The sequence below is a fragment of the Flavobacterium sp. genome, assembly GCF_043756175.1.
GTDB lineage: Bacteria > Bacteroidota > Bacteroidia > Flavobacteriales > Flavobacteriaceae > Flavobacterium.
The window spans coordinates 1-20,286 of sequence record NZ_JAYURN010000013.1 but is presented as its reverse complement, the minus strand read 5'-3'; the positions used below and the strand labels follow the sequence as shown (position 1 = coordinate 20,286).

At 31.7% G+C, this 20,286-nt stretch carries 14 protein-coding genes and 1 pseudogene; 8 read left to right on the top strand and 7 right to left on the bottom strand.

Annotated elements, in window-relative coordinates; all coding sequences use genetic code 11:
* The 5 genes from ACH2BP_RS00870 to ACH2BP_RS00850 all read right to left on the bottom strand — a co-directional run.
* Positions 1 to 1,316, bottom strand: a 1,316-nt coding sequence (locus ACH2BP_RS00870) for a vitamin K epoxide reductase family protein (protein WP_395056088.1), incomplete at its 3' end; no start/stop codon positions are given.
* 12 nt (positions 1,317 to 1,328) lie between these two features.
* A complete protein-coding gene (locus ACH2BP_RS00865; protein ID WP_395056086.1) occupies positions 1,329 to 2,897 on the bottom strand; it encodes a TlpA family protein disulfide reductase in 1,569 nt (522 codons plus the stop codon).
* A 129-nt stretch (positions 2,898 to 3,026) separates the two neighbouring features.
* Positions 3,027 to 3,152 (bottom strand): hypothetical protein, encoded by a 126-nt coding sequence (locus ACH2BP_RS00860; protein ID WP_395056084.1) that lies wholly within the window; start codon positions 3,150 to 3,152, stop codon positions 3,027 to 3,029.
* Positions 3,153 to 3,427: 275 nt separating this feature from the next.
* Positions 3,428 to 8,326, bottom strand: a complete 4,899-nt coding sequence (locus ACH2BP_RS00855; RefSeq protein WP_395056082.1) for a choice-of-anchor L domain-containing protein — start codon at positions 8,324 to 8,326, stop codon at positions 3,428 to 3,430.
* Between the two features lie 318 nt (positions 8,327 to 8,644).
* The gene (locus ACH2BP_RS00850) at positions 8,645 to 11,140 is read right to left on the bottom strand and encodes a T9SS type A sorting domain-containing protein (RefSeq protein ID WP_395056080.1); all 2,496 of its coding nucleotides are present in this window, start codon (positions 11,138 to 11,140) and stop codon (positions 8,645 to 8,647) included.
* 199 nt (positions 11,141 to 11,339) lie between these two features.
* Here ACH2BP_RS00850 and argS point away from each other — a divergent pair, with 199 nt between their 5' ends.
* Together argS and ACH2BP_RS00840 are read left to right on the top strand one after the other, a co-directional pair.
* A complete protein-coding gene (gene argS, locus ACH2BP_RS00845; protein ID WP_395056078.1) occupies positions 11,340 to 13,124 on the top strand; it encodes an arginine--tRNA ligase in 1,785 nt (594 codons plus the stop codon).
* A 67-nt stretch (positions 13,125 to 13,191) separates the two neighbouring features.
* Positions 13,192 to 13,662: a hypothetical protein gene (locus ACH2BP_RS00840; protein ID WP_395056076.1), complete on the top strand. Its 471-nt coding sequence runs from the start codon at positions 13,192 to 13,194 to the stop codon at positions 13,660 to 13,662.
* A 72-nt stretch (positions 13,663 to 13,734) separates the two neighbouring features.
* Here the strand turns inward: ACH2BP_RS00840 and ACH2BP_RS00835 are convergent, their stop codons facing one another.
* Together ACH2BP_RS00835 and ACH2BP_RS00830 are read right to left on the bottom strand one after the other, a co-directional pair.
* Positions 13,735 to 14,073, bottom strand: a complete 339-nt coding sequence (locus ACH2BP_RS00835) for a DUF6686 family protein (protein ID WP_395056074.1) — start codon at positions 14,071 to 14,073, stop codon at positions 13,735 to 13,737.
* 5 nt (positions 14,074 to 14,078) lie between these two features.
* Positions 14,079 to 14,990 (bottom strand): annotated as a pseudogene (locus ACH2BP_RS00830) (DUF6607 family protein).
* A 110-nt stretch (positions 14,991 to 15,100) separates the two neighbouring features.
* On the opposite strand from ACH2BP_RS00830, the gene ACH2BP_RS00825 reads away from it, so the two are divergent.
* The 6 genes from ACH2BP_RS00825 to ACH2BP_RS00800 all read left to right on the top strand — a co-directional run.
* Positions 15,101 to 17,218: a TonB-dependent receptor plug domain-containing protein gene (locus tag ACH2BP_RS00825; protein ID WP_395056072.1), complete on the top strand. Its 2,118-nt coding sequence runs from the start codon at positions 15,101 to 15,103 to the stop codon at positions 17,216 to 17,218.
* An 18-nt stretch (positions 17,219 to 17,236) separates the two neighbouring features.
* The gene (locus ACH2BP_RS00820; RefSeq protein ID WP_395056070.1) at positions 17,237 to 18,334 is read left to right on the top strand and encodes an HmuY family protein; all 1,098 of its coding nucleotides are present in this window, start codon (positions 17,237 to 17,239) and stop codon (positions 18,332 to 18,334) included.
* Between the two features lie 128 nt (positions 18,335 to 18,462).
* Positions 18,463 to 18,642 carry a hypothetical protein gene (locus ACH2BP_RS00815; protein ID WP_395056068.1) on the top strand — a complete coding sequence of 60 codons (180 nt, stop codon included), beginning with the start codon at positions 18,463 to 18,465 and terminating at the stop codon, positions 18,640 to 18,642.
* A 384-nt stretch (positions 18,643 to 19,026) separates the two neighbouring features.
* Positions 19,027 to 19,515: a PAS domain-containing protein gene (locus ACH2BP_RS00810; protein ID WP_395056066.1), complete on the top strand. Its 489-nt coding sequence runs from the start codon at positions 19,027 to 19,029 to the stop codon at positions 19,513 to 19,515.
* Positions 19,516 to 19,520: 5 nt separating this feature from the next.
* Positions 19,521 to 19,907, top strand: coding sequence for an acyl-CoA thioesterase (locus ACH2BP_RS00805; RefSeq protein ID WP_395046972.1), 387 nt, complete (start codon positions 19,521 to 19,523; stop codon positions 19,905 to 19,907).
* Positions 19,908 to 19,998: 91 nt separating this feature from the next.
* On the top strand, positions 19,999 to 20,286 hold a 288-nt coding region (locus ACH2BP_RS00800; RefSeq protein WP_395056064.1), incomplete at its 3' end, for a signal recognition particle receptor subunit alpha.

Below are 20,286 nucleotides of genomic sequence, written 5' to 3'. Positions count from 1 at the left end.
CTAAAATAAATTTGAACTAATTTTTGATGTACTCTTTTTGATTTTTCATCATTCTTTGAAGCATCAAAATTGAAATGTATATTGAAACAAATATTGTCATTGTGTAAGTCTAATATTTCTTTGATTATTTTATGAGCTTCTTTGCAGTGACCACAATAAGGGCTGGAAATAATGGTTATTTTTAGTTTTGCTTCTGGATTGCCAAGAAATATATTATTAGAAATACTTATTTTTTCATTTACTGTATCAGAAGCTAATAAAGCCATTTTAAACAGCGAATATTTTCTTTTGAAGCGATTGTTTTCACTTATTTTAGTCTTAAAATCAAGATTTTGCTTGATTACACTTTTTACAAATACCGATGCTATATAGGAACCAATAAATACCAATAAAAAGTAAGCAATTGCAATTGTGCTTATTGAGAAATTAATATCATTGAAAACCAAAAGACTTATTATCTCTGCATAAATTATGCAAATAATAGCCAAACAAATAGGACACCATTTTTTTGCAACAACAATTTGTTGGTAAAATGAAAAGATAGTTACAGGTATAGAAATGAGTAGCAGTACAGTCGTAATATCATAAAAACTACCCAACTGATTTGATATCGCAAACAACAACAAACCCAATAATTGAGCACTAAAAAAAGTAATGCTTGCTTCGCTAAAGCTAAAATTCTCTAAAAATTTTGGACTCTTAGCGTTAATAACCGCATCACAATCGGAATTTGTAGTTATGGTACAAACTGCCTCTGATAATTTTGTTTGAATCCCAAATTCATGAGAAATAGCTTCAACAGACAAGTAAACACCTATTGCTGCAAAACAAACAAAAAGGAATGTTAGTAATGAAAAACCATTGGCAAAAACTAAAAACAAATAGATTAACCCAAGAAAAATTAAACTAAAATTAACTAAATAATTAGGCTTTTTTGTAGCCAATTCATGTTCTTCTTTTTCAGCTAGTAAGACTATGTTTTGAAACATTTCTTCAAACTTTTTGTTTGAAACTACAACTGGTTTGCCTACTTTCGAATACTGAAACCCATTTTCTTTGCGTTCCACAAATGATAAAAAAGGGTTGTCCACTTTTTCTTGGATAAAAGCAACAAATGTATCTGGCAAATGAACTAGATCTTCGCTCTCTAATCTTGTAGCAAGATTGGTTATTTTCAAGAAACTTAGTGTATCACTAATGGCTAATAACGAAGGATAACTGGTGTGTGATTGAACTTGAAAAAGAAATTCAGTTTGGTCAATAGTTATTTTTTCCTTTTTCAGATAATGAAAAAGGAAGGAAAATTTTTCGGTCATTTTATTATTGTTTTATTTTGTAAGTAAGGCTTTGGCTATATTAGCGTAAAAAGTTTCTTTTTCTTTTGGCAAGCCTTCTAATTGCTTCAATTCTTTAGTTTTAGAATTATATACAAAATATCTTGGGATATAGGCACTTAACGGATTTAAAAACTTTTCTTGATAAGCTTTATTCCCTAAAAAATGGTAGCCTGTAAGATTATAATCTTGTATGTATTTTTCCCATTTTGCTGTTTCTTCTTCTTTATCAAAAGAAACGTATAGTATTTTTATATTCTTGGTGTCTAAAAAAGTATGTAAATCTTTATTATATGGGAATTGCTGAATACAAGGTCCGCACCATGTAGCCCATAAATCAATAAATAAATCTTGATTAGGAAATTTTTCAGCAAGAGCATCTGCTAATGATTGATTGGGTTGTGCAAAAGGTGTAGTGCCAACAGGTTCTAATGTTGTGCCATAAATGGCAAGATTTCCTAATGCTATTTTGGGTTCTACTTTGGCAACATTGGTAGTATTGATAGCATTAGTGTTCAAATTATCTAAAGCTTTGTTCATGATACTTTCAGAAAGAGGAATAATATAAGGACTATTAGGGAATTTTTCTACATAACCCTTATAAACCGTAACTAAATCTTTGTATTTTATAGTTTTTTCGTTATCATAGCTTTTTATCAAATCAAGAAAAATCTGCCCTATGTATGCTTCTTTATAATCATTAAATTCTATGTAATCAATAACCCCAAAATTTTCTGTTTTAGATTTAAATATAGTATCAAATTGATTCCAAAATCTGGTGTTTTTTTTATTTTCACTTAAAGATTGACCCTCTAAATACAAGGCACTTTTCTTGATTAGACCCACAAAAAAAAGTGATTTCAAATTTTCTTCTTTATAAGGAATGTATTTCAAATTAAAATAATCAGCAATCTTGTTAGCTTCTTCTTTGGTAATTTTAAATTGCTTTCTAATATCATCATATAATGCAACATTTAGAGCTAGACCATCTATACTCTGTTCCATTACTATTTTAGTGTATTCTAAACAAGATTTCGAAATTTGTTTTTTTAAGAAAAGGTCATTGTAAGACTTAAAATATGCTGCCTCTTTATCATTTATCTTTGCTATTATTGTACCTGCATTCGTATTATTCTTAAATATATCATATACATCACTATTGAACGCTACAGGTGCTATTTTGATATCACTGTACATTTTGTTTACTATGGCATTCTTCCCTTTAAAAACAATTTCGCCATTTTGTCTTTCCAAGACTATGGTATCCCCTGGTTCTGCAAAAAAACGTGTGCTAATATTCCCATTGAAGGGTTTTTCATAAACATAAATAAGTCCTGGCACCGAAACGTCTAACGTTTTTATAAATTTATCGTTTTTTATTACTGCGGTATCTTTACTATTAATATAAGATGATGTAGTGGTATATTTTCCTATTGGCTTACAAAAACTTACATAATTACCTCCGTACTGTTGTGGCATATTACCAATAATAGTAACCTGTTTAGATTGTGAAGAGCATAAATTAGCTACTAAAAATAGTGCTGAAAATAAAATAGTTTTCATCTGTTTGTGTTATTTGCTCAAATATATTAATTCCTTTTTGAGATAGTCTTTATTTTATTTAAAATCTGATTGCAATTTTATATATATTGAAATTTGGAGCTGACACTATCAGCTCCAAATAATAAACTCTTAGTAACTTACTACAGGGCAATCACCATTACAGAAAGTTTCACAACCACAACGCGTAAGTGCTCCAGGCAAATTTCCACAAGAACAATAAGGGTCGTTAGCCTTACCAGCCATAATAGCTTTCATTTCTGCTCTGTTTAAACTTTTTCCTAAGTTTAATGATTTTAAATTTTTATGTTTTAAAAATTTTATTTGTTATTAATTTCAAAAAATCATTTTACACTATTTTATTTCTTTCCAGTGCACTTGGTTTATAAAATAAATGTAAGAATAATTTTAGTAAAATTGCAAAAAAAAAAACGGTTTGAGCTATTTATAAATGTTAAATTTAAGTTAAAGTTGTTTAAAAAAAAGCCTCGAAAATTTTACATTATCGAGGCTTTTATCATTTTTATTTTGGATTATCTTTTAAGGGCAAAGTGCGATTTAAATATTTTTGAAGCACCTTTTTCGGTATAATCTACTGTAAACCAATAATCGGTTGCGGGTAATGGTTGTCCGTTATAGGTTCCGTTCCAGCCATCACTTGTTGGCGTTATTTGCTTGATTAGTTTTCCGAATCTGTCAAAAATAAATATTGGCGCATTTGGATTGGTATTTTTCAAATTTGGAATATTCCAAGTCTCATGATAACCATCACCGTTTGGTGTAAAGAATTTAGGATAATTAATGACAATAGCTTTTACGGGTGCAGGAGAGCAATGGCCATCTTTATCTCTTACCGAAATGGTATGTTCGCCAGCTGTTACATTATAAAAGATATTACTACTTTGATAAGAGCCATTATCTAATTGATACTCATAATTTCCTGAACCAGCTCCTAAAACATTTACAGTAATGTAAGTCGGATTTTCGAAGGCATCGCTATAATCGAAAGTAATATAAGGCTCGTATAAGGTAACTTTTGTTGTTATAGTTTTAGGACAATTTAGAATTGTCGAAGTATCTCTAACCGTTACAGTATAAGTTCCTATTTGGTTTGTCGTAATTGATGAGCTACTTGCAGGATTTATTGTATCAGGATAAGGAGCTCCATTTAGAGTCCATGCATATGTGTAATTTGCATTAGTTAATCCGGTGTTTAGAGTTGCAAAATTTAATAAAGTTCCCGTTTCGTGGTCTTTACAAATAAAATATTCACGATCTAATTGCGGATTAGGCAAAAGATTTACTTTTAGTTTTAATTCAGTTACTGCAAAACAAGAATTGGTTATGGTGTTGTTTTGTACACGAATCCAAACACTATCTGTAAACGGATTATCGTTTGGATAAGCAGTTAGGATTGAAGTTGGTATAGGCGTTGCTAACGGATTACTTCCATCAGCACCAGCTAAAGAAGTGTAAAATGTTAAAGTAAATTCTGCATCGGGAATTTGTCCGTTTAGAATCTGATTTCTAATGTCAATATCATTCAGATTGAATTCGAAAATACCATCATTTAATCCAAAAGTGTCACATTTTTCTAACATACTTACAGGATATGCAATTGGTCTTTTTACAATAGTAACCGTAAAACTTGTTTGGTCGAAACAGGTTGGCGGTGGTGTATTTGTCGGCACAAAAGGAGCAACTCCACGAATATATATTGTAGTAATTCCCGAAGCGGAAATAGTTGCGTTTGATGCTAATAAACCAGTACCATCATTATTCAAATAATAATTTTCGCCAGGTTTTAAATCACTTGGTTTCAATTGATAACTATCGCATGTTGCAGGAACATCTGGTAATTGTGTTACATTAAACAAACTAATAGGAATTTCTCTTTCTATATAACAAGTTTTTGTAGTTGATGTACCTGATTCTGCATACACGAAAACAGAAGCTGGTGGTAAGATAGCACCTGTTGGTGTGTTTACTAATCCACTGTAAATAGTCCCCGCAAGAATTTCTACTCTACCAACTAAATTTGTAATCGATTGATTGTAATATTTACCAACTGTAAGAGGTTGTAAAGTAAAAGTATCACAATAATTAAAAGCCATTGGAAGCGTTGCGTCTAATACGGGAGTATCATAAATAATAATGTTAAATGAAGTTTCATCAGAACAAATCTGACGCACATTCGTTTCAGTATAAATGTAAATTGGTGAAGGAGGAATCGAGGTCGATGTGTTATAGACTGTTAACGGATTGATAATAGTACCTGTCCCTTGTGGTCCGCCTGTAGCCGTATAATAATAAAAATTAGTTGGAAGTGTTGGTAATGTATAGCTATCGCAAGCGTACCTGTCACCTTTTAGATTGTCAGGAATAGCAACTCCATCAAAATCTACAACAAATGAGGTTTCACTATTACAAGTTGGGTCGTTTGTATTTTCAGCGTAAATATAAATAGTCTCTAAGTTACTTGGTGTATTAGTTTGTAAAATAGTATACGGAAGTGTTATAGGATTAACACCACCTGGGCTGTGGTAATAAATTCCAACTGGAGGTTGATTGGTTAGTATAAAATCATAACACACTATGTATTTAGGTGCCACAGGAGCCAATACTGGTTTTTGGTTTATAGTAATAGTCCAAGGCTGTTCATTATAGCAAACAGGCACTAAAGCAGTTGTTGATTCTTTGTAAAGATATATTGTACTTGTTGTTGTAATAACATCATTAGGAAAAAGTTGCACATTAGAAGCTGTTGCTGGGCCACCTGATAAAGTGTAGTAACTAGCACTTTCCGGATTTACAGGTAATGTAAATGAATCACATCTAGTTACTGCAGTTGGGGCAGTAAGTGTAGGTTTTAGAATTCTAATTGTAAACGAGTAATTATAAGTACAAGTTGCGCCTGCTACATAATGATATAGCGTTGTGGTACTACTTATTAATCCAGGTGCAATTATTGTTCCGCCCCCATTTGCTTGCGTGCGATATTCACCCACAGTTGGTGCTATGAGATTATAAGGATCACAACTATCTATGTTGTCAAGAAAACTACCAGTTCCTATAACTACAAAGAAACTAGTTATTGGTGTTCTGCAGCCATTATTTTCTGCATACATATATACAGTAGTATCGGTTATAATTGGCAATACAACAGGGGTGTAAATACCAGTTGGGATATCTAAAGTATAATAATTTGCAGTTCCAATATCTACAGTTATAGGTTGTAATGTGTTAATTGATGTACAGTCAAACAAGTTAGGATATGTACCAGTTATGGTAGGTGTTTTGTTTATCGTTACATCAAAACTTGTAAATATTATACAGGTTGGATCCGTTGGTGATTGATAATATACATGTATTGTAGTAACTCCTAAAGCAGTAATAGGTGTTCCTGTTGGTGGTGGAAATAACTCGGTGTTTCCAGCTATCGGACCCCCTGCGTTAGCAAAGTATCGAGTACCTGGATAAGGGTATGCCGGCAGAGAATAACTATCACATGCAGTTACATTTCCAGGGGTTAAGTCTTGTTGTTCTACTATTGTTACTTGAAAATCTGTCTGACCACTACATCCTGTCGTTGGGTTTTGATAATAGATATAAATCAGCTGATCTATAGTCACTTCATAACCAACAGGATATAAGGTACCCGTTCCATTTGGTCCGGAGTAATAATTCCCTAAAGCAGGAGTCAAGACTGGCAAGAAGTAGCTGACACAAACATATTGATCAGGTTTATCTTCAACAACCGGTTTGGGATTTACAATCAAATTAAAACTTATTGCACTCGAGCAATTCGGATCTGTGGTTACATAAACTCTAACATAAATAGTAGTATTTCCGGAATTAAATGCTATTGATGTATTAATAGGGTTTGCGCCAGAAGCTGCATCTCCTGGGGTAAGATGATATGAGACACTATAAATGCTAGATGATTGCCCTCCTAGAATAGTATTTATTTGTGCTGCAGTACCTAAATTAAAATCAGCTAAACCAGACCCAGCAATAGTTTCGCATTCTGGTATATTACCAGGTGAATTAGTAATAGGAGCAGGAGTAAGGTCTAAAATAAATGATTTAGAATAATAACAGTCTGTTGTTGGGTTTTGTATGCGTACCCAAACTGTTTTAGGTAAGCTTCCTACAGGAACTGTATAGTTTGTTGGTAATGGAATTAGTCCAGCATCTGCTTGAGCTTGAAATTCGTGATAACTAATCTGATAAGTTGCTGCGGGGTTTACTATAGGTGTATTTGTTGCTAAATTGAAAGTGTAATTTGCAGAACCATTATTACATTTGTATAAGTTTATCGGGTCTGGAGTAGTAATGGCGGTTTGGTACTCGATATTAATATTATTGGTTGCGACTTCACAACTTGTCGATTGTACATAATATGTTAGTAGGTAAGTTCCAGGTTGGTTAACGATAAGATTAGGTCCAGTTTCTCCAGGAATAGGAATGCCATTTACATCTTTCCACACAAAATCGAACAAATTTGGATCTAACCCAGAAGAAATTGTGTATGGTTGGTTTATGTTGTTGTTATTGCAAGGTGCTGTTCCGCTTGCAATAGTTATATCTGGTCCCAATACATCTTGACCAAAATCGAAACTACCACCTCCTAAAAATACAGCAGAATCGTATTGGCTATCGTTATTTCCATCGGCAATAACGAGTTTTATATGATAAGTATCGGTTATTGATAAATTTGTAGAAGACGCATTCATGACTACTGTTTGCCCATTGTAGTTTGTTGCCGAAGCTGCCGCTGCTGTCCCATCATTAAACAAACCAAAATAACTAGGATTCGCAGAGTTACAAATAGGATTATAAATGCTATTTCTAATGGTTTGAACCGATATTGGTATTGTAGTGCTAGGAATAACTGCAAGATTTTGAGTGACTCCAGTTGTTGTATTTGTTAATAAAAATGCAAAAGCATCAGGTGAAAAACATTGGTAGTTACCGTATTCTTCTGAGGCAAATAAAAACTGAAAATTAAAATTAGGAGAAAACGGTTTGAAATCAAATTCTAAAACAGTAGCATTTTTAGAAACTATAGTTACACCAGCTGCTGCAAGAGCAGTTTCTAGGTTAGCATCTCCTAGCCAAGCTAATGTCCCATCACTTAAAATGGTGTTATTTGGGCCAGGGGCATTAATTACATTTCCTGTAGTTAGGATTACTCCGTTTTGTAAAGGAAATGCTGGGTTTGTATTTGTAAAATAGCCAATTCCGTTTGTAGAACCAAAATTTGTTCCAGTTCTTGAGCTTACATTGTCAATACTTAAACAAGGACTGTTATTTGTAAGTACTGTTCTTACCAATTCATCTGCGGTATAGGTACTAGTGTTTACAGTAATAGCTTGCGAAAAAGCAACTATCGAAAAAAGTGAAGCAATGAGGAGGAAAATTTTTTTCATGTAATGAATAGATTTATTTAACAAAAATATATAAAAAAACCGATTAAAAGTATTTTTTATCGATAAAGCGCATAGTATTAACGATTTGATAATCAATCTATTTAAAAAATAACATTGAATGATTATCTGATAAATATTTGTCAATTAAAAAATATATTAATTAAAAAATATGTTAATATTTTTATAAATTTACAATAATTTTGGAAATAAATATTCTAATGGTATAAAAAAATACGCTAAATCTAATAACTAGTTTTAGCGTATTTTATAATAATAAATTTTTAGTTTTAGGATCTAAAATTCTAACAATATCTAATTTTAATTTTTTATAATTTTTCTAGTCAAAATTTGATTGTCTGTTGCGATTTTTATAAAATAAATTCCGTTCGAGATAGAAGTTAAATTTAAAGAAATTTCCTTATTGTTAAACTCTTTTTGAGTATGAATGATTTTACCAGTTAAATCAATAATTTCAATACTTTCAGGAATAACTTCACCTAATTTTACTGAGAAGATTCCGTTTGATGGATTTGGATAAATTCCTATATTTTGAAGATTAAACTCTTCTGTTCCTAAGATGGTTGGTAATGGAGATTGCCATACACCACGTCCGAAAGTTGATGCTGTAATATTATTATCAACATAATTTATCTCTAAATCAGTAACTTTTACATTAGGCAAATTAGTGTCAAATGCAGTCCAAGTTGTAGTGGTGTCATCTTTATAATATACGCCAAGATTTGTACCTATAAATAAAGGATTGTTTGCATTTCCTGCTTGATGTTTTATGCAAAATTTTCCTATTGATGGTAATCCTAAAGCAATATTTGAAAATGTTGAGCCACCATCAATAGATTTTAATGCTTGACCAGATGTTCCTGCCGTTAAAAGATAAACAATACTACTATTAGAAGAATGTACAGTAATATCCGAAATAGTTGTAGTTGCTGTATATACAAGAGTAAAATTGATTCCTTTGTCTGTGCTTTTATATAATTGTGATCCATTTGCAACATACATATTGTTGATATTACTAGGATCTATAGTTATTAAATCGATGTCACCAGTCCCAATTGCTGAAAGACTTTGTTGTACCCAGGCACCACCAGTTGATTTATATAATCTAGAATATCCTGCAAAAAGCTCTCCCATACTATTAATTTCTAAAGGTGTAACCCAGTTTCCTCCGCTATCATTTGTTCCAGTTTCTGCTGTAGGAGCTCCTACAGATCCCCCGGAACTGGTTCCCGCATTTGTGCTTTTGTATAAAGAACCTCCGTATTGTATAAATCCATAGCTCAAATCTTGATTTAGTGGACTTATAGCTACATCCATTCCGTCTGCTCCATAATAGTTTTTCCATTGATTAGTATTAAAAGCGTGACCTCCATTGTCTTGGTGTCCTGTCATCATTTTTGAGGAAGTTTGTTTTGCAACCGCTAGCTTATAAATTATCCCGTTTTGAATAGTCTTTGTTAAATCAGTAAAATTAGTTCCTCCATTTGATGAAACATAAATACCACCATCGCTTCCACAATATAATTTTGTGCCAAAAAACCTTAAAATATGAATATCTGCATGCGTGTATGCCGCCGACGAAGGAGAACTCCAATTGTTCATTTTTGTGAAAGAAGTTCCACCATTTGTCGATTTCCAAATATTTAAACAACCAGTATAAATTTCTTCAGCATTTGTACTAGAAACCGCAAGAGCTAAATCGTACCATGCCTGAGTTCCTTCAAAAATATTGGTAACGTTAGTAGAGTTTACAAAATTCAATCCTGAGTCTATCGATTTATAAACACCTTGGTAGGCATTTCCTGTTGTAGCACTTAAAACATATATGTAATTCGGATTAGCAGGGGTGACATCAATAACCAATCTTCCAGAAGTGGCTGGTAATCCAGAAGTTATTGTTGTAAAAGTATTGCCTGAATCTGTAGATCTATAAAAAGCAGACGCACTTACAGCATATACTATTGTAGGATCTATTGGTTTAATTTTTATGTCTTTTATATTTCCTGTTAAGGTTCTTGTCCATGAAGTTCCCCCATTTACGGATTTATAAAAACCAGCACTTGTAGCTACCCAGACCATATTAGAATCTGAAGGATTTACATAAATGTCAGATGCTCTACTAACTCCAGAAATTGTACCAGTTATATTCCAAGTTGTGCCACCATTTATCGATTTGTATACACCAACAAAATTTGTGTCTGAGTGATCTCTATCTCCAGTTGCAATATAAATTATATCAGAATTGTTAGGATCAATAGCAATTCCTGAAACCCCAATTTGCGGAAATTCATCAAACAAAGGTATAAAACTTGTTCCTCCATTAGTTGATTTCCAAACACCACCTGCAGGAGTACCCGCATATATTATATTTGCATTATTAGGGTCTACAGCTACAGCTTGTATACGTCCTTGACCTGATGACCACGAACCTGAATTAATATAAGGTAAAGTCCCAAAAACGGGTTGCCAATTACTTGTAGCCGTAATGCTTTTATTGCTTTGAGACTGTTTTTTAGTATTATAAATTTGAAGTATTTCTTCATTTGTTAGGATTGTACCATCATCATGAAGTTGATTTTCTTGATTGTTTACCCAGCGCATGAAAGGTTTATAACCACTTCCTTTTATATTTCTATCATGATGCAACCAATATTCATCAAAAGCATCTTTCATTTCTTTTAAGGTTGCATTACCATTTTTAGATTGTAAAGATTGCATCCAAGGGGCATCTGGATTATATTGTGCTTTCGAGGTTAGAGATGCTAATAAAAAAAATAAAAAAATAATTTTCTTCATGTTACGTTGTTTAAAGTGTTGATTGTTATAGATATAATTCGTACTTAATTTTAACAAAAATAAGATTTTATTTTAAAATAACTAAATTATGGCGTATTATAAATAAAAGAAAATATTCAATTCAAAAAGTAGTTAGAATGCTATGTCCTTTGACTATTTAGAATAAAATAGTATCTTTGACCTCTTAAAAAAAGTAAAAATGTCACTACAAGAAATTCTAATTCCAAGTATTAAAATCGCAATTCAGGAACTTTTCGAGGTTACAATCGAGAAAATCGAATTTCAATCGACACGGAAAGAATTTGATGGTGATATTACCATGGTTATTTTTCCTTTATTGAAAGTTATAAAGGGAAATCCAGTCGATTTAGGAAATAAAATTGGAAATCATTTAGTAGAAAATGTAGCTGAAGTTGAAGCTTTCAATGTGGTTTCAGGTTTCTTGAATATTGTAATTGCTAAAGAATATTATATCAATTTCTTCAACGAAATAAAGACCGACGAACAATTTGGTTTTGTATCTCCAAAAGATAATGAAAAAGCGATTATGGTTGAATATTCTTCGCCAAACACCAACAAACCCTTGCATTTAGGTCATGTTCGTAACAATCTTTTAGGATATTCTGTTGCCGAAATCATTAAAGCTTCGGGGAAAAAAGTATATAAAACTCAAATTATCAACGATAGAGGAATTCATATTTGCAAATCGATGTTGGCTTGGCAGAAATTTGGAAACTCAGAAACACCAGAAACTTCTGGTTTAAAAGGAGATAAATTAGTTGGTAAATATTATGTTGCCTTCGATAAAACCTATAAAACAGAAATTAGCGAATTAATGTCGCAAGGAAAAACCGAAGAAGAAGCTAAAAAACAAGCACCAATTATTATTGAAGCCCAACAAATGCTTCTTGATTGGGAAGCTGGGAAGCCAGAAGTAATTGCACTTTGGAAAACTATGAACCAATGGGTTTATGATGGTTTTGCAACAACATACAATAATTTAGGTGTAAATTTCGATTCTTATTATTACGAAAGTAATACTTACTTATTAGGAAAGGAAGTGGTTCAAATAGGATTAGATAAAGGTGTTTTCGAAAAAGATCCTGACGGTTCGGTTTGGATAGATTTGACAGAAGATGGTTTAGATCGTAAAATTGTATTGCGTTCTGACGGAACAGCAGTTTATATGACACAAGACATCGGAACTGCAATTCAGCGATCAAAAGATTTTCCTGATGTTGGCGGAATGGTTTATACTGTTGGGAATGAACAAGATTATCACTTTAAAGTGTTGTTTTTGATATTAAAAAAACTAGGGTTCGACTGGGCTTCTAGCTTAAATCATTTGTCTTACGGAATGGTCGAATTGCCATCTGGTAAAATGAAATCTCGTGAAGGAACAGTTGTAGATGCTGATGATTTGATGGAAGAAATGACTGAAACTGCACAAAAATTATCTGAAGATTTAGGTAAACTCGAAGGTTATTCCAAAGAAGAAAAAGCAGCATTATATAAAACTATAGGTTTGGGAGCACTTAAATATTATATGCTTAAAGTAGATCCTAAAAAATCGATGATGTTTAATCCGGAAGAATCTGTAGATTTTGCGGGTAATACGGGTCCTTTTATTCAGTACACATATGCTCGTATACAATCTATTTTGAGAAAAGCAGATTTTGACACATCTGTCACATTGAGCGCAGTTGAAATGAGATTGCACCCAAAAGAAAAAGTACTCATCAAACAAATAGAAATGTATCCTGAAGTGATTCAGAGCGCTGCGATCAATCATAGCCCTGCTTTATTGGCAAATTACATTTATGATTTAGTAAAAGAATACAACTCGTTTTATCAAACAGTTTCTATTCTTGGCGAAGAAAATCATGACAAAAAAGTATTTAGAGTACAATTGTCTAAAAAAGTGGCCGATACTATAAAAACAGCATTCAAACTTTTAGGCATTGATGTACCTGAAAGAATGTAATTTAAATTATTAATAAATTATATTTATTTCGTAACTTTGAGTGTATTTAATTCAAAATCAAAATGTTATGGAAAAAATATCTTTAATGGCTGTCTTATCATTAATATTTATGATAAGTGTAGCATCAATGTGTAGTAAAGACGATCCAATTCCGCAGAGTAATCCATCCGTCGATCCAACTCCAGTTATAAATATAGTTAATAATGGAACTTGGAGAGTTACTTTTTATGAGGATTCTGGTGTAAATGAAATTTCAAATTACACAGGTTATAATTTCACTTTTGGTTCTTCAAGTACTTTAACGGCAACTAATGGTACAAACACGTATACAGGTTCTTGGTCGGTAACTAGCGATAATAGTGGTGATGATAGTCCTAGCAATGATTTAGATTTTAATATTTCATTTTCTGCACCAGTAACTTTTGTTGACCTTACTGATGATTGGAATATTTTAGAATATACGACTACAAAAGTTAGATTAATTCACGTAAGTGGTGGTAATGGTGGGACAGATTATATTACTTTCGAAAAAAATTAAGATTTTACAAAAGAAACCCGCCAGATATAAAAATCTGGCGGATTAATAGACAATAAAAACAACAAAAACATATTAGTTATAATTAATATGATAGTTAACTTGATTAAAAGTTAAAAATTCTTTTTTCTCTTTATAATTCATTAGACTTATAAGTTCAAATAGTTCATACCTATCAATAAGTATTATTAAATTGCTTTGCAAAGTTGAAATAGGAATTTTTTTCTCATAAATAGAATTTTCGTACTCTTTTTCCCAATAAGTTGCATCAATCTTCGATAAATAAGTTTTAAAACTCTCTAGCTCAAACGGAGTCAAGCTAAAAGTCAAATTCTTGTACGACAATTGGAAATTTTCAGAATGCGAACATTTAATCAAATTTCCATTCAGGCTTGTGTTTAAAAATTTATACATAGTGTCTATTTTACAATGTAACTATCAATAATTTTGTTAACGTCTTCTCTTTTAGCGTCTGATTTTAGGTCAAATAATTTCATAAATAAAAATTAATTGTCCACTTTTTTTTCTAAAGATAAAGTTCTGTTTTTTAAGAAAATTATTTCCCATTGGTCTCTAACTTTTTTCCAAACCGAGTTGTTTTTTTTCCACCAATCTTGTGCTATTCTACATTTAGAATCATCCACTTTTGTGTACACATCATGTCCTTTTTCTTGTGCTAACAAAACATCTTTTTCGCTATCTTTTCTAATGAGTTTAGAATTATCTTGATCGTGAATCCAACCAGTATCTTTTGTTTCTTGAACATTAGTTCGTTGTAAAACATTATAATCATTGCGAATCGTATGTTCTCTTCTCGGCAATGGCGCATCTGTCGTATTTTCCCAATAATGCCTTCCATCTACGTGAATCCAAGTTGCGGTACCTTCATATCTCGGGCTATCATCAACCTGATATACTTTTTGTGTCCATTGTCCTTTTACTTCTTTAGCCTTTAATTGATTAAAATTCCAAGTAGTTTCTTTGTAGAAATTATAAAAATTAGTGTTTTCAAATAACCAATCCTGACGCCAATGTTTTACAACATCATTTTCATTTTTCCCAACAATTAGTATATGTTGCATTGAGATTTTATTTGATTGGTCTTCTAATAATTCAACCCATTCCAGCGCTGTGTCATGTTTTATAGGAGATTTTTTGTATAAACTATCTTTGGAATAACTAAAAGTTTCAGCAAAATTAAACTGTACTTTATAGCAACCGCACATAGACTTAATCGCTTTTATGTCTTCTTGTTTTTTTAAATCCTGACATTTTCCTGACAAACCAGCTAGCATAATAAATGCCGAAAATAGAATTGTTTTGATATTCATAACGTTATGTTTTAGTATTAAATTTCTTTTGCAAATATATTATATTAATTTAGAATAAATAAAAATAAGAACATATATTTGCTGAAAATTATTAAGAATCATTCTGAACAATGAAAAATACCTTCTATATAGTATTCGCAATTATTATAAACTTAAAGGGGATATGTCAGGAAAAAAACAATAATTATACAGACACTAAACAACTAAAGGAAGTTGTGCTAACAGGACAATTTACGCCTCAGTCGATAAAAAAATCTGTTTTTAATGTTCGATTAATTACTGCTAAAGACATTCAAAATTTAGCAGCTACTACTTTGTCGGATGTTTTGAGTCAGTATTTAAACATTACAGTTAGACCGAATGGAACAAATGGTCGTTCTACCGTTTCATTATTTGGATTGGACGCACAATATTTTAAGATTTTGGTGGATGGTGTGCCTTTGGTTAATGAAGCAGGTTTAGGAAATAACACCGATTTATCACAAATTAATTTAAACGACATCGAGCAAATCGAAATAGTAGAAGGTTCGATGGGTGTGACACACGGAGCCAATGCAGTAAGTGGTGTTTTGAATATTGTGACCAAGAAATCTTCACAAAACAAGTGGAATATTTCGGCAACAGCTCAAGAAGAAACCGTTAAAGATGAATATTCTCTTTTTGAAGAAGGAAGACATATTCAAGCATTGAAAGTTTCACATTCTATAAATGACAATTGGTTTGTGAGTTTGGGTGCGAACAGAAATGATTTTCAAGGTTTTTTAAATGATAAAAAAGGGAAAAACTATACAGAAAACGACCAAATGCGTGGTTTTAGATGGCTTCCGAAAGAACAACTTAACTCAACCGCATTAATTTCGTATTGTAAAAACAGCTTTACTTTTTTCTACAAATTCGAATATTTAGATGAAATTATTGATTTCTATAACAGCACAGTACAATCAGGTTATAATACAGAATTAGGTTCTTATCGTTATGCGAGTGACAAAAGATATTTGGTGAACCGCTATTTTCATAATTTAAATGCAACAGGAAAAATCTTCTCGAAATTGAATTATAACGTTTCACTTTCGCATCAAAAACAAGCTCGGAATGTAGAAGATTTCAGATATTATTTACAAACCAAAACGGAAGCAAATAAGGAAATTGTAAAAGATCAATCGATGGAAGTTTTATATTCTACGGGAACTTTGAGTAATTTCTATACAGATAAAAAAGTCGATTTACAATTGGGTTATGAAATCGTCAATAACAAAGGATTTTCATTAGTTCAAGAAGCGAATAACATGATTGTTCCGATTCGAAAAACACTTGAAAATTATGATTTCTTCGTTTCTTCTGAAATTAAAGCTTCGGAAAAATTCTCTATTCGTTCAGGAATGCGATTTTCGGCACAATCGAAATTTAAAGACCAATACGCTTCCTCATTAGGTTTAAGATATTTGTTCGGAAGGGGAATTGAACTTCGAGGATCGTATGGCAATTCGTTCAGAACACCATCATTTGAAGAATTATATTCGAAACAAATTTTCGACGGACACTTTTTTGCCGGAAACGAAAATTTGAATCCAGAAACTAGTACTTCCTATGAAGTTAGTTTGAAAAAAACCTCTTTTTTACCTTCTAAGCTACAAATTTCAAACACTTTTTCTGGAAGTTTTTTAAATGTAAACGACAGAATTGATATGGCTTTGGTACGATTTAATCCGGATACCAGAAATCCAGAATACGAATACATCAACATTAGTAACTACCGAATTTGGAATTTCTCCACCATGAACCAATTCAAAAAAGACAATTGGTCATTCAATATCGGTGCTTCTGTAATTGGGATTTCTCAAAAAATAGAAAATCAGGTTATTACATCCAATGAAAAGTACTTGTATTCGATGAACTTGAATAGTAGTGTTTCTTATTTCGTACCAAAATGGAAAACTACATTTTCTACCTATTACAAACTAAACGGAAAATCGCAACAATTTGTAGAAGGCGCAACAGAATATATCGTTTCAACTATTGATTCAAGCAATTGGTTAGACGCTTCTATTCGAAAAACCTTTTTCAAAGACAAATTAGAAACCACAATTGGCGCCAGAAATTTACTAAACATCACAAGCATCAATCAATCCAGAACCAATGAAGGAGCAGGACATGCCACATCTTCACAAATTATGTTGGCTTATGGTCGTTCCTATTTTTTAAAACTTACGTATAACCTTAATTTTTAACATTTATAAATCAATATTATGAAAAAACAATTTTTATTTTTAAGTTTTGCTTTGCTAACCTTAGCATCTTGCTCCAATGACGAAGAAACTAATCCAGTAGCAAATACTCCGGCAGCCGCTTCAAATGTAGCAATCAAACAACCAACTGTTGGTGGTGCTAATCAACCTAATCAAGTGTTTTTAGATTTAAGTTCAGAAACTTTAACTCCAGTGAATAGATCTTCTTGGGATTTCGGATTTTCTTCTGGTTCTGATTTTAGAGTTGTAATTAATGGATCAATTAAAATGGCTGTGAAACAATTAGCCACTTCTGACATTACTTTAACACAAACTTCAGATGCAAGTGTTTCTGTTGGTGCGGGAACAAATCCTGCAAGTAAGGGATATTGCGATAATCCAACTGGCGTTTTAACTGGTGCTAGTGCTGGATTCGGAACGGCAATTGCAGAAGTGTCAGTAAATGATGCAGACAATAAAGTATATTTAGTAAACTTAGGATTTGCTGTTTCAACAACTACTCCAAATGTTGGTTCTGTAAGTATTGATGGTGATTCTAGAGGATGGAAAAAAGTTAGATTTTTAAGGAATGGTAACGGATACAAAATCCAATATGCCAATTTAGATTCAGCAACTTATACAGAAAAAACGATTGCTAAAGATACTGATTTCAACTTCACATTTTTTAATTTAAATTCTGGAACTACAGTTGCTGTGGAACCACAAAAAGCAAAATGGGATGTGTGTTTTACCATTTTTACAAACTATTTCAATATGGGAGCTGGAGAAGTAACTTACGGTTTTTCCGATTTTATCACTACCAATATGAAAGGTGGCACAAAAGCCTATCAAGTTTTAACTTCAGAGTTTACCTATGACGCTTTTACAAAAGCAAAAATTGTGGAAGCAAATTTTACAACTTCAGCAACAGATCAAAGAATTATTGGTTCCAACTGGAGAATTGGTGGTGGCCCGTCTACTTTACCAAGTGTGAAAACAGATCGTTTTTATGTTGTGAAAGATGTAACTGGAAATTACTATAAAATAAAATTTTTAGCGATGACTAATGACGCAGGAGTTAGAGGAAATCCAACCATTCAATATACTATCTTAAATTAAGAGAAGTAGTTATTTTAAAAGAAAAATCGAAGTTTCTCATTAAACTTTGAATTTTGTTCGTGTTTAGTTTTAAAGACTGCTCAATAATAGGGCAGTCTTTAATTATGTTAATCTCAACAAAATGTTATATGTTAGACTATACCATATTTATTCTTGAAAAAGTAAGTTTCGATTTGAATCTCTTTTCGAAAGAATTACTAAAAGCATTAAAAATACTTATTCCTTCAGATATTATTCAATTGCGAGATTGGTTTTATTATTTTGCTAAAGATAAAAAGGAATTACTAATATTTGGATCCTATTTTTGAAATTCAAAATGGACACAAATTGATTTTATAATTTATACATTAACATTTATTATATTATCATTACATTTGTGACTCACAAAATAACTTAAATCAATTCCGAAAGATTTTTTCTTTCGCTGTGGAATCAAGTGAAATTCTTGAACTGTCGTGCAACTGTGTTTTCCTTTTTTTATGGAATAAGTCAGATACATAATAATTGATTTTTGTTTAAGCATCACGAAAGTGCTTGGACTCGCGTATTTCATTAATCTCTAATGAAACAATACGTTTGTTTTATTCGCTTTTTTAATAATAAAAATGAATAAACATGAAACACAAAGAATTAATATTCGATTCAAATCATCAACTTAATATTGCTTTCCAATATTTCAAATCCATTCAAGTATGCTAGAAGAATATGACAAAGCTTTTGCAAAATATAGGAAAGGTTTAAAAACAATTCCCATGCCAATTATTTGTTGGGATTTTCATAATATTAAGAATTTAGAATTACTAAGTTTTGATATTATTCAGAAAAATTGGAGTAAAAAAATAAGTTTTCTAAAAATTGTAAACAATGATAAGAAGGACATTATTGTAACCGATAAGAATTTCAAAATTATTTTTGCAACAAAAAGTATTCTAGCAATGACAGGTTATCAACCAGAAGAAATAATCGGAAAATCTCCTAAAATATTTCAAGGGGTTTTAACTTCAGAAATTGCAAAAGATAATATTAGAAAAGCAATAGCTAATAAATTACCTTTCAAAGAAGTTATCGTAAACTACAAAAAAGACGGTTCTCTTTATAAGTGCGAAATAGAAGCAATTCCGAAATTTGATCAAAAAGGAGAATTTTTAAACTATATCGCTTTCGAAAGAATAGCATCTTAAATATTATGAAAACACAAGAAGAAAAAATTAACGACTCAATTACACGAGTTTTTAAAGCCGTATTTCCTAACACAACCAATCACTACGACACCTTATTTGGTGGTACTGCAATGCAGTTTATGGACGAAGTTGCCTTTATAACAGCCACAAGATATAGTCGTCAAAAAATGGTTACAGTTAGTAGTGATAGAATAGATTTTAAAAGGCCAATTCCCCATGGAACAATTATTGAACTCATAGGAAAGGTAACTTATTTAGGCACTACAAGTCTAAAAGTTAGGGTAGATATTTTTATAGAAGAAATGTACACAAATTCTAGAGAAAAAGCCATTACAGGAGAGTTTACATTTGTAGCAATTGATGAAAATAAAATACCCGTTAAAATCGATTAAAAAATTAATGTTTTAAGTAATATTTTATTTTTAATAATCCTTACATAATCCACTTCAAATTCTTAAATTTGCGACATTAAAATAAAAAATTATGTTCAATAGTTTAAGCGAAAAGCTAGATAAAGCCTTCCATATATTAAAAGGTCACGGAAAAATCACCGAAGTAAACGTAGCCGATACACTAAAAGAAGTGCGACGTGCCTTACTTGATGCCGATGTTAACTTCAAAATCGCAAAAGATTTTACTACCAAAGTAAAAGAAAAAGCAATTGGGCAGGACGTATTGACTATGCTTCAGCCAGGACAATTATTGGTAAAGTTGGTCAAAGATGAACTTACGGAGTTAATGGGTGGTGATGTTGCGGGAATAAACCTTTCG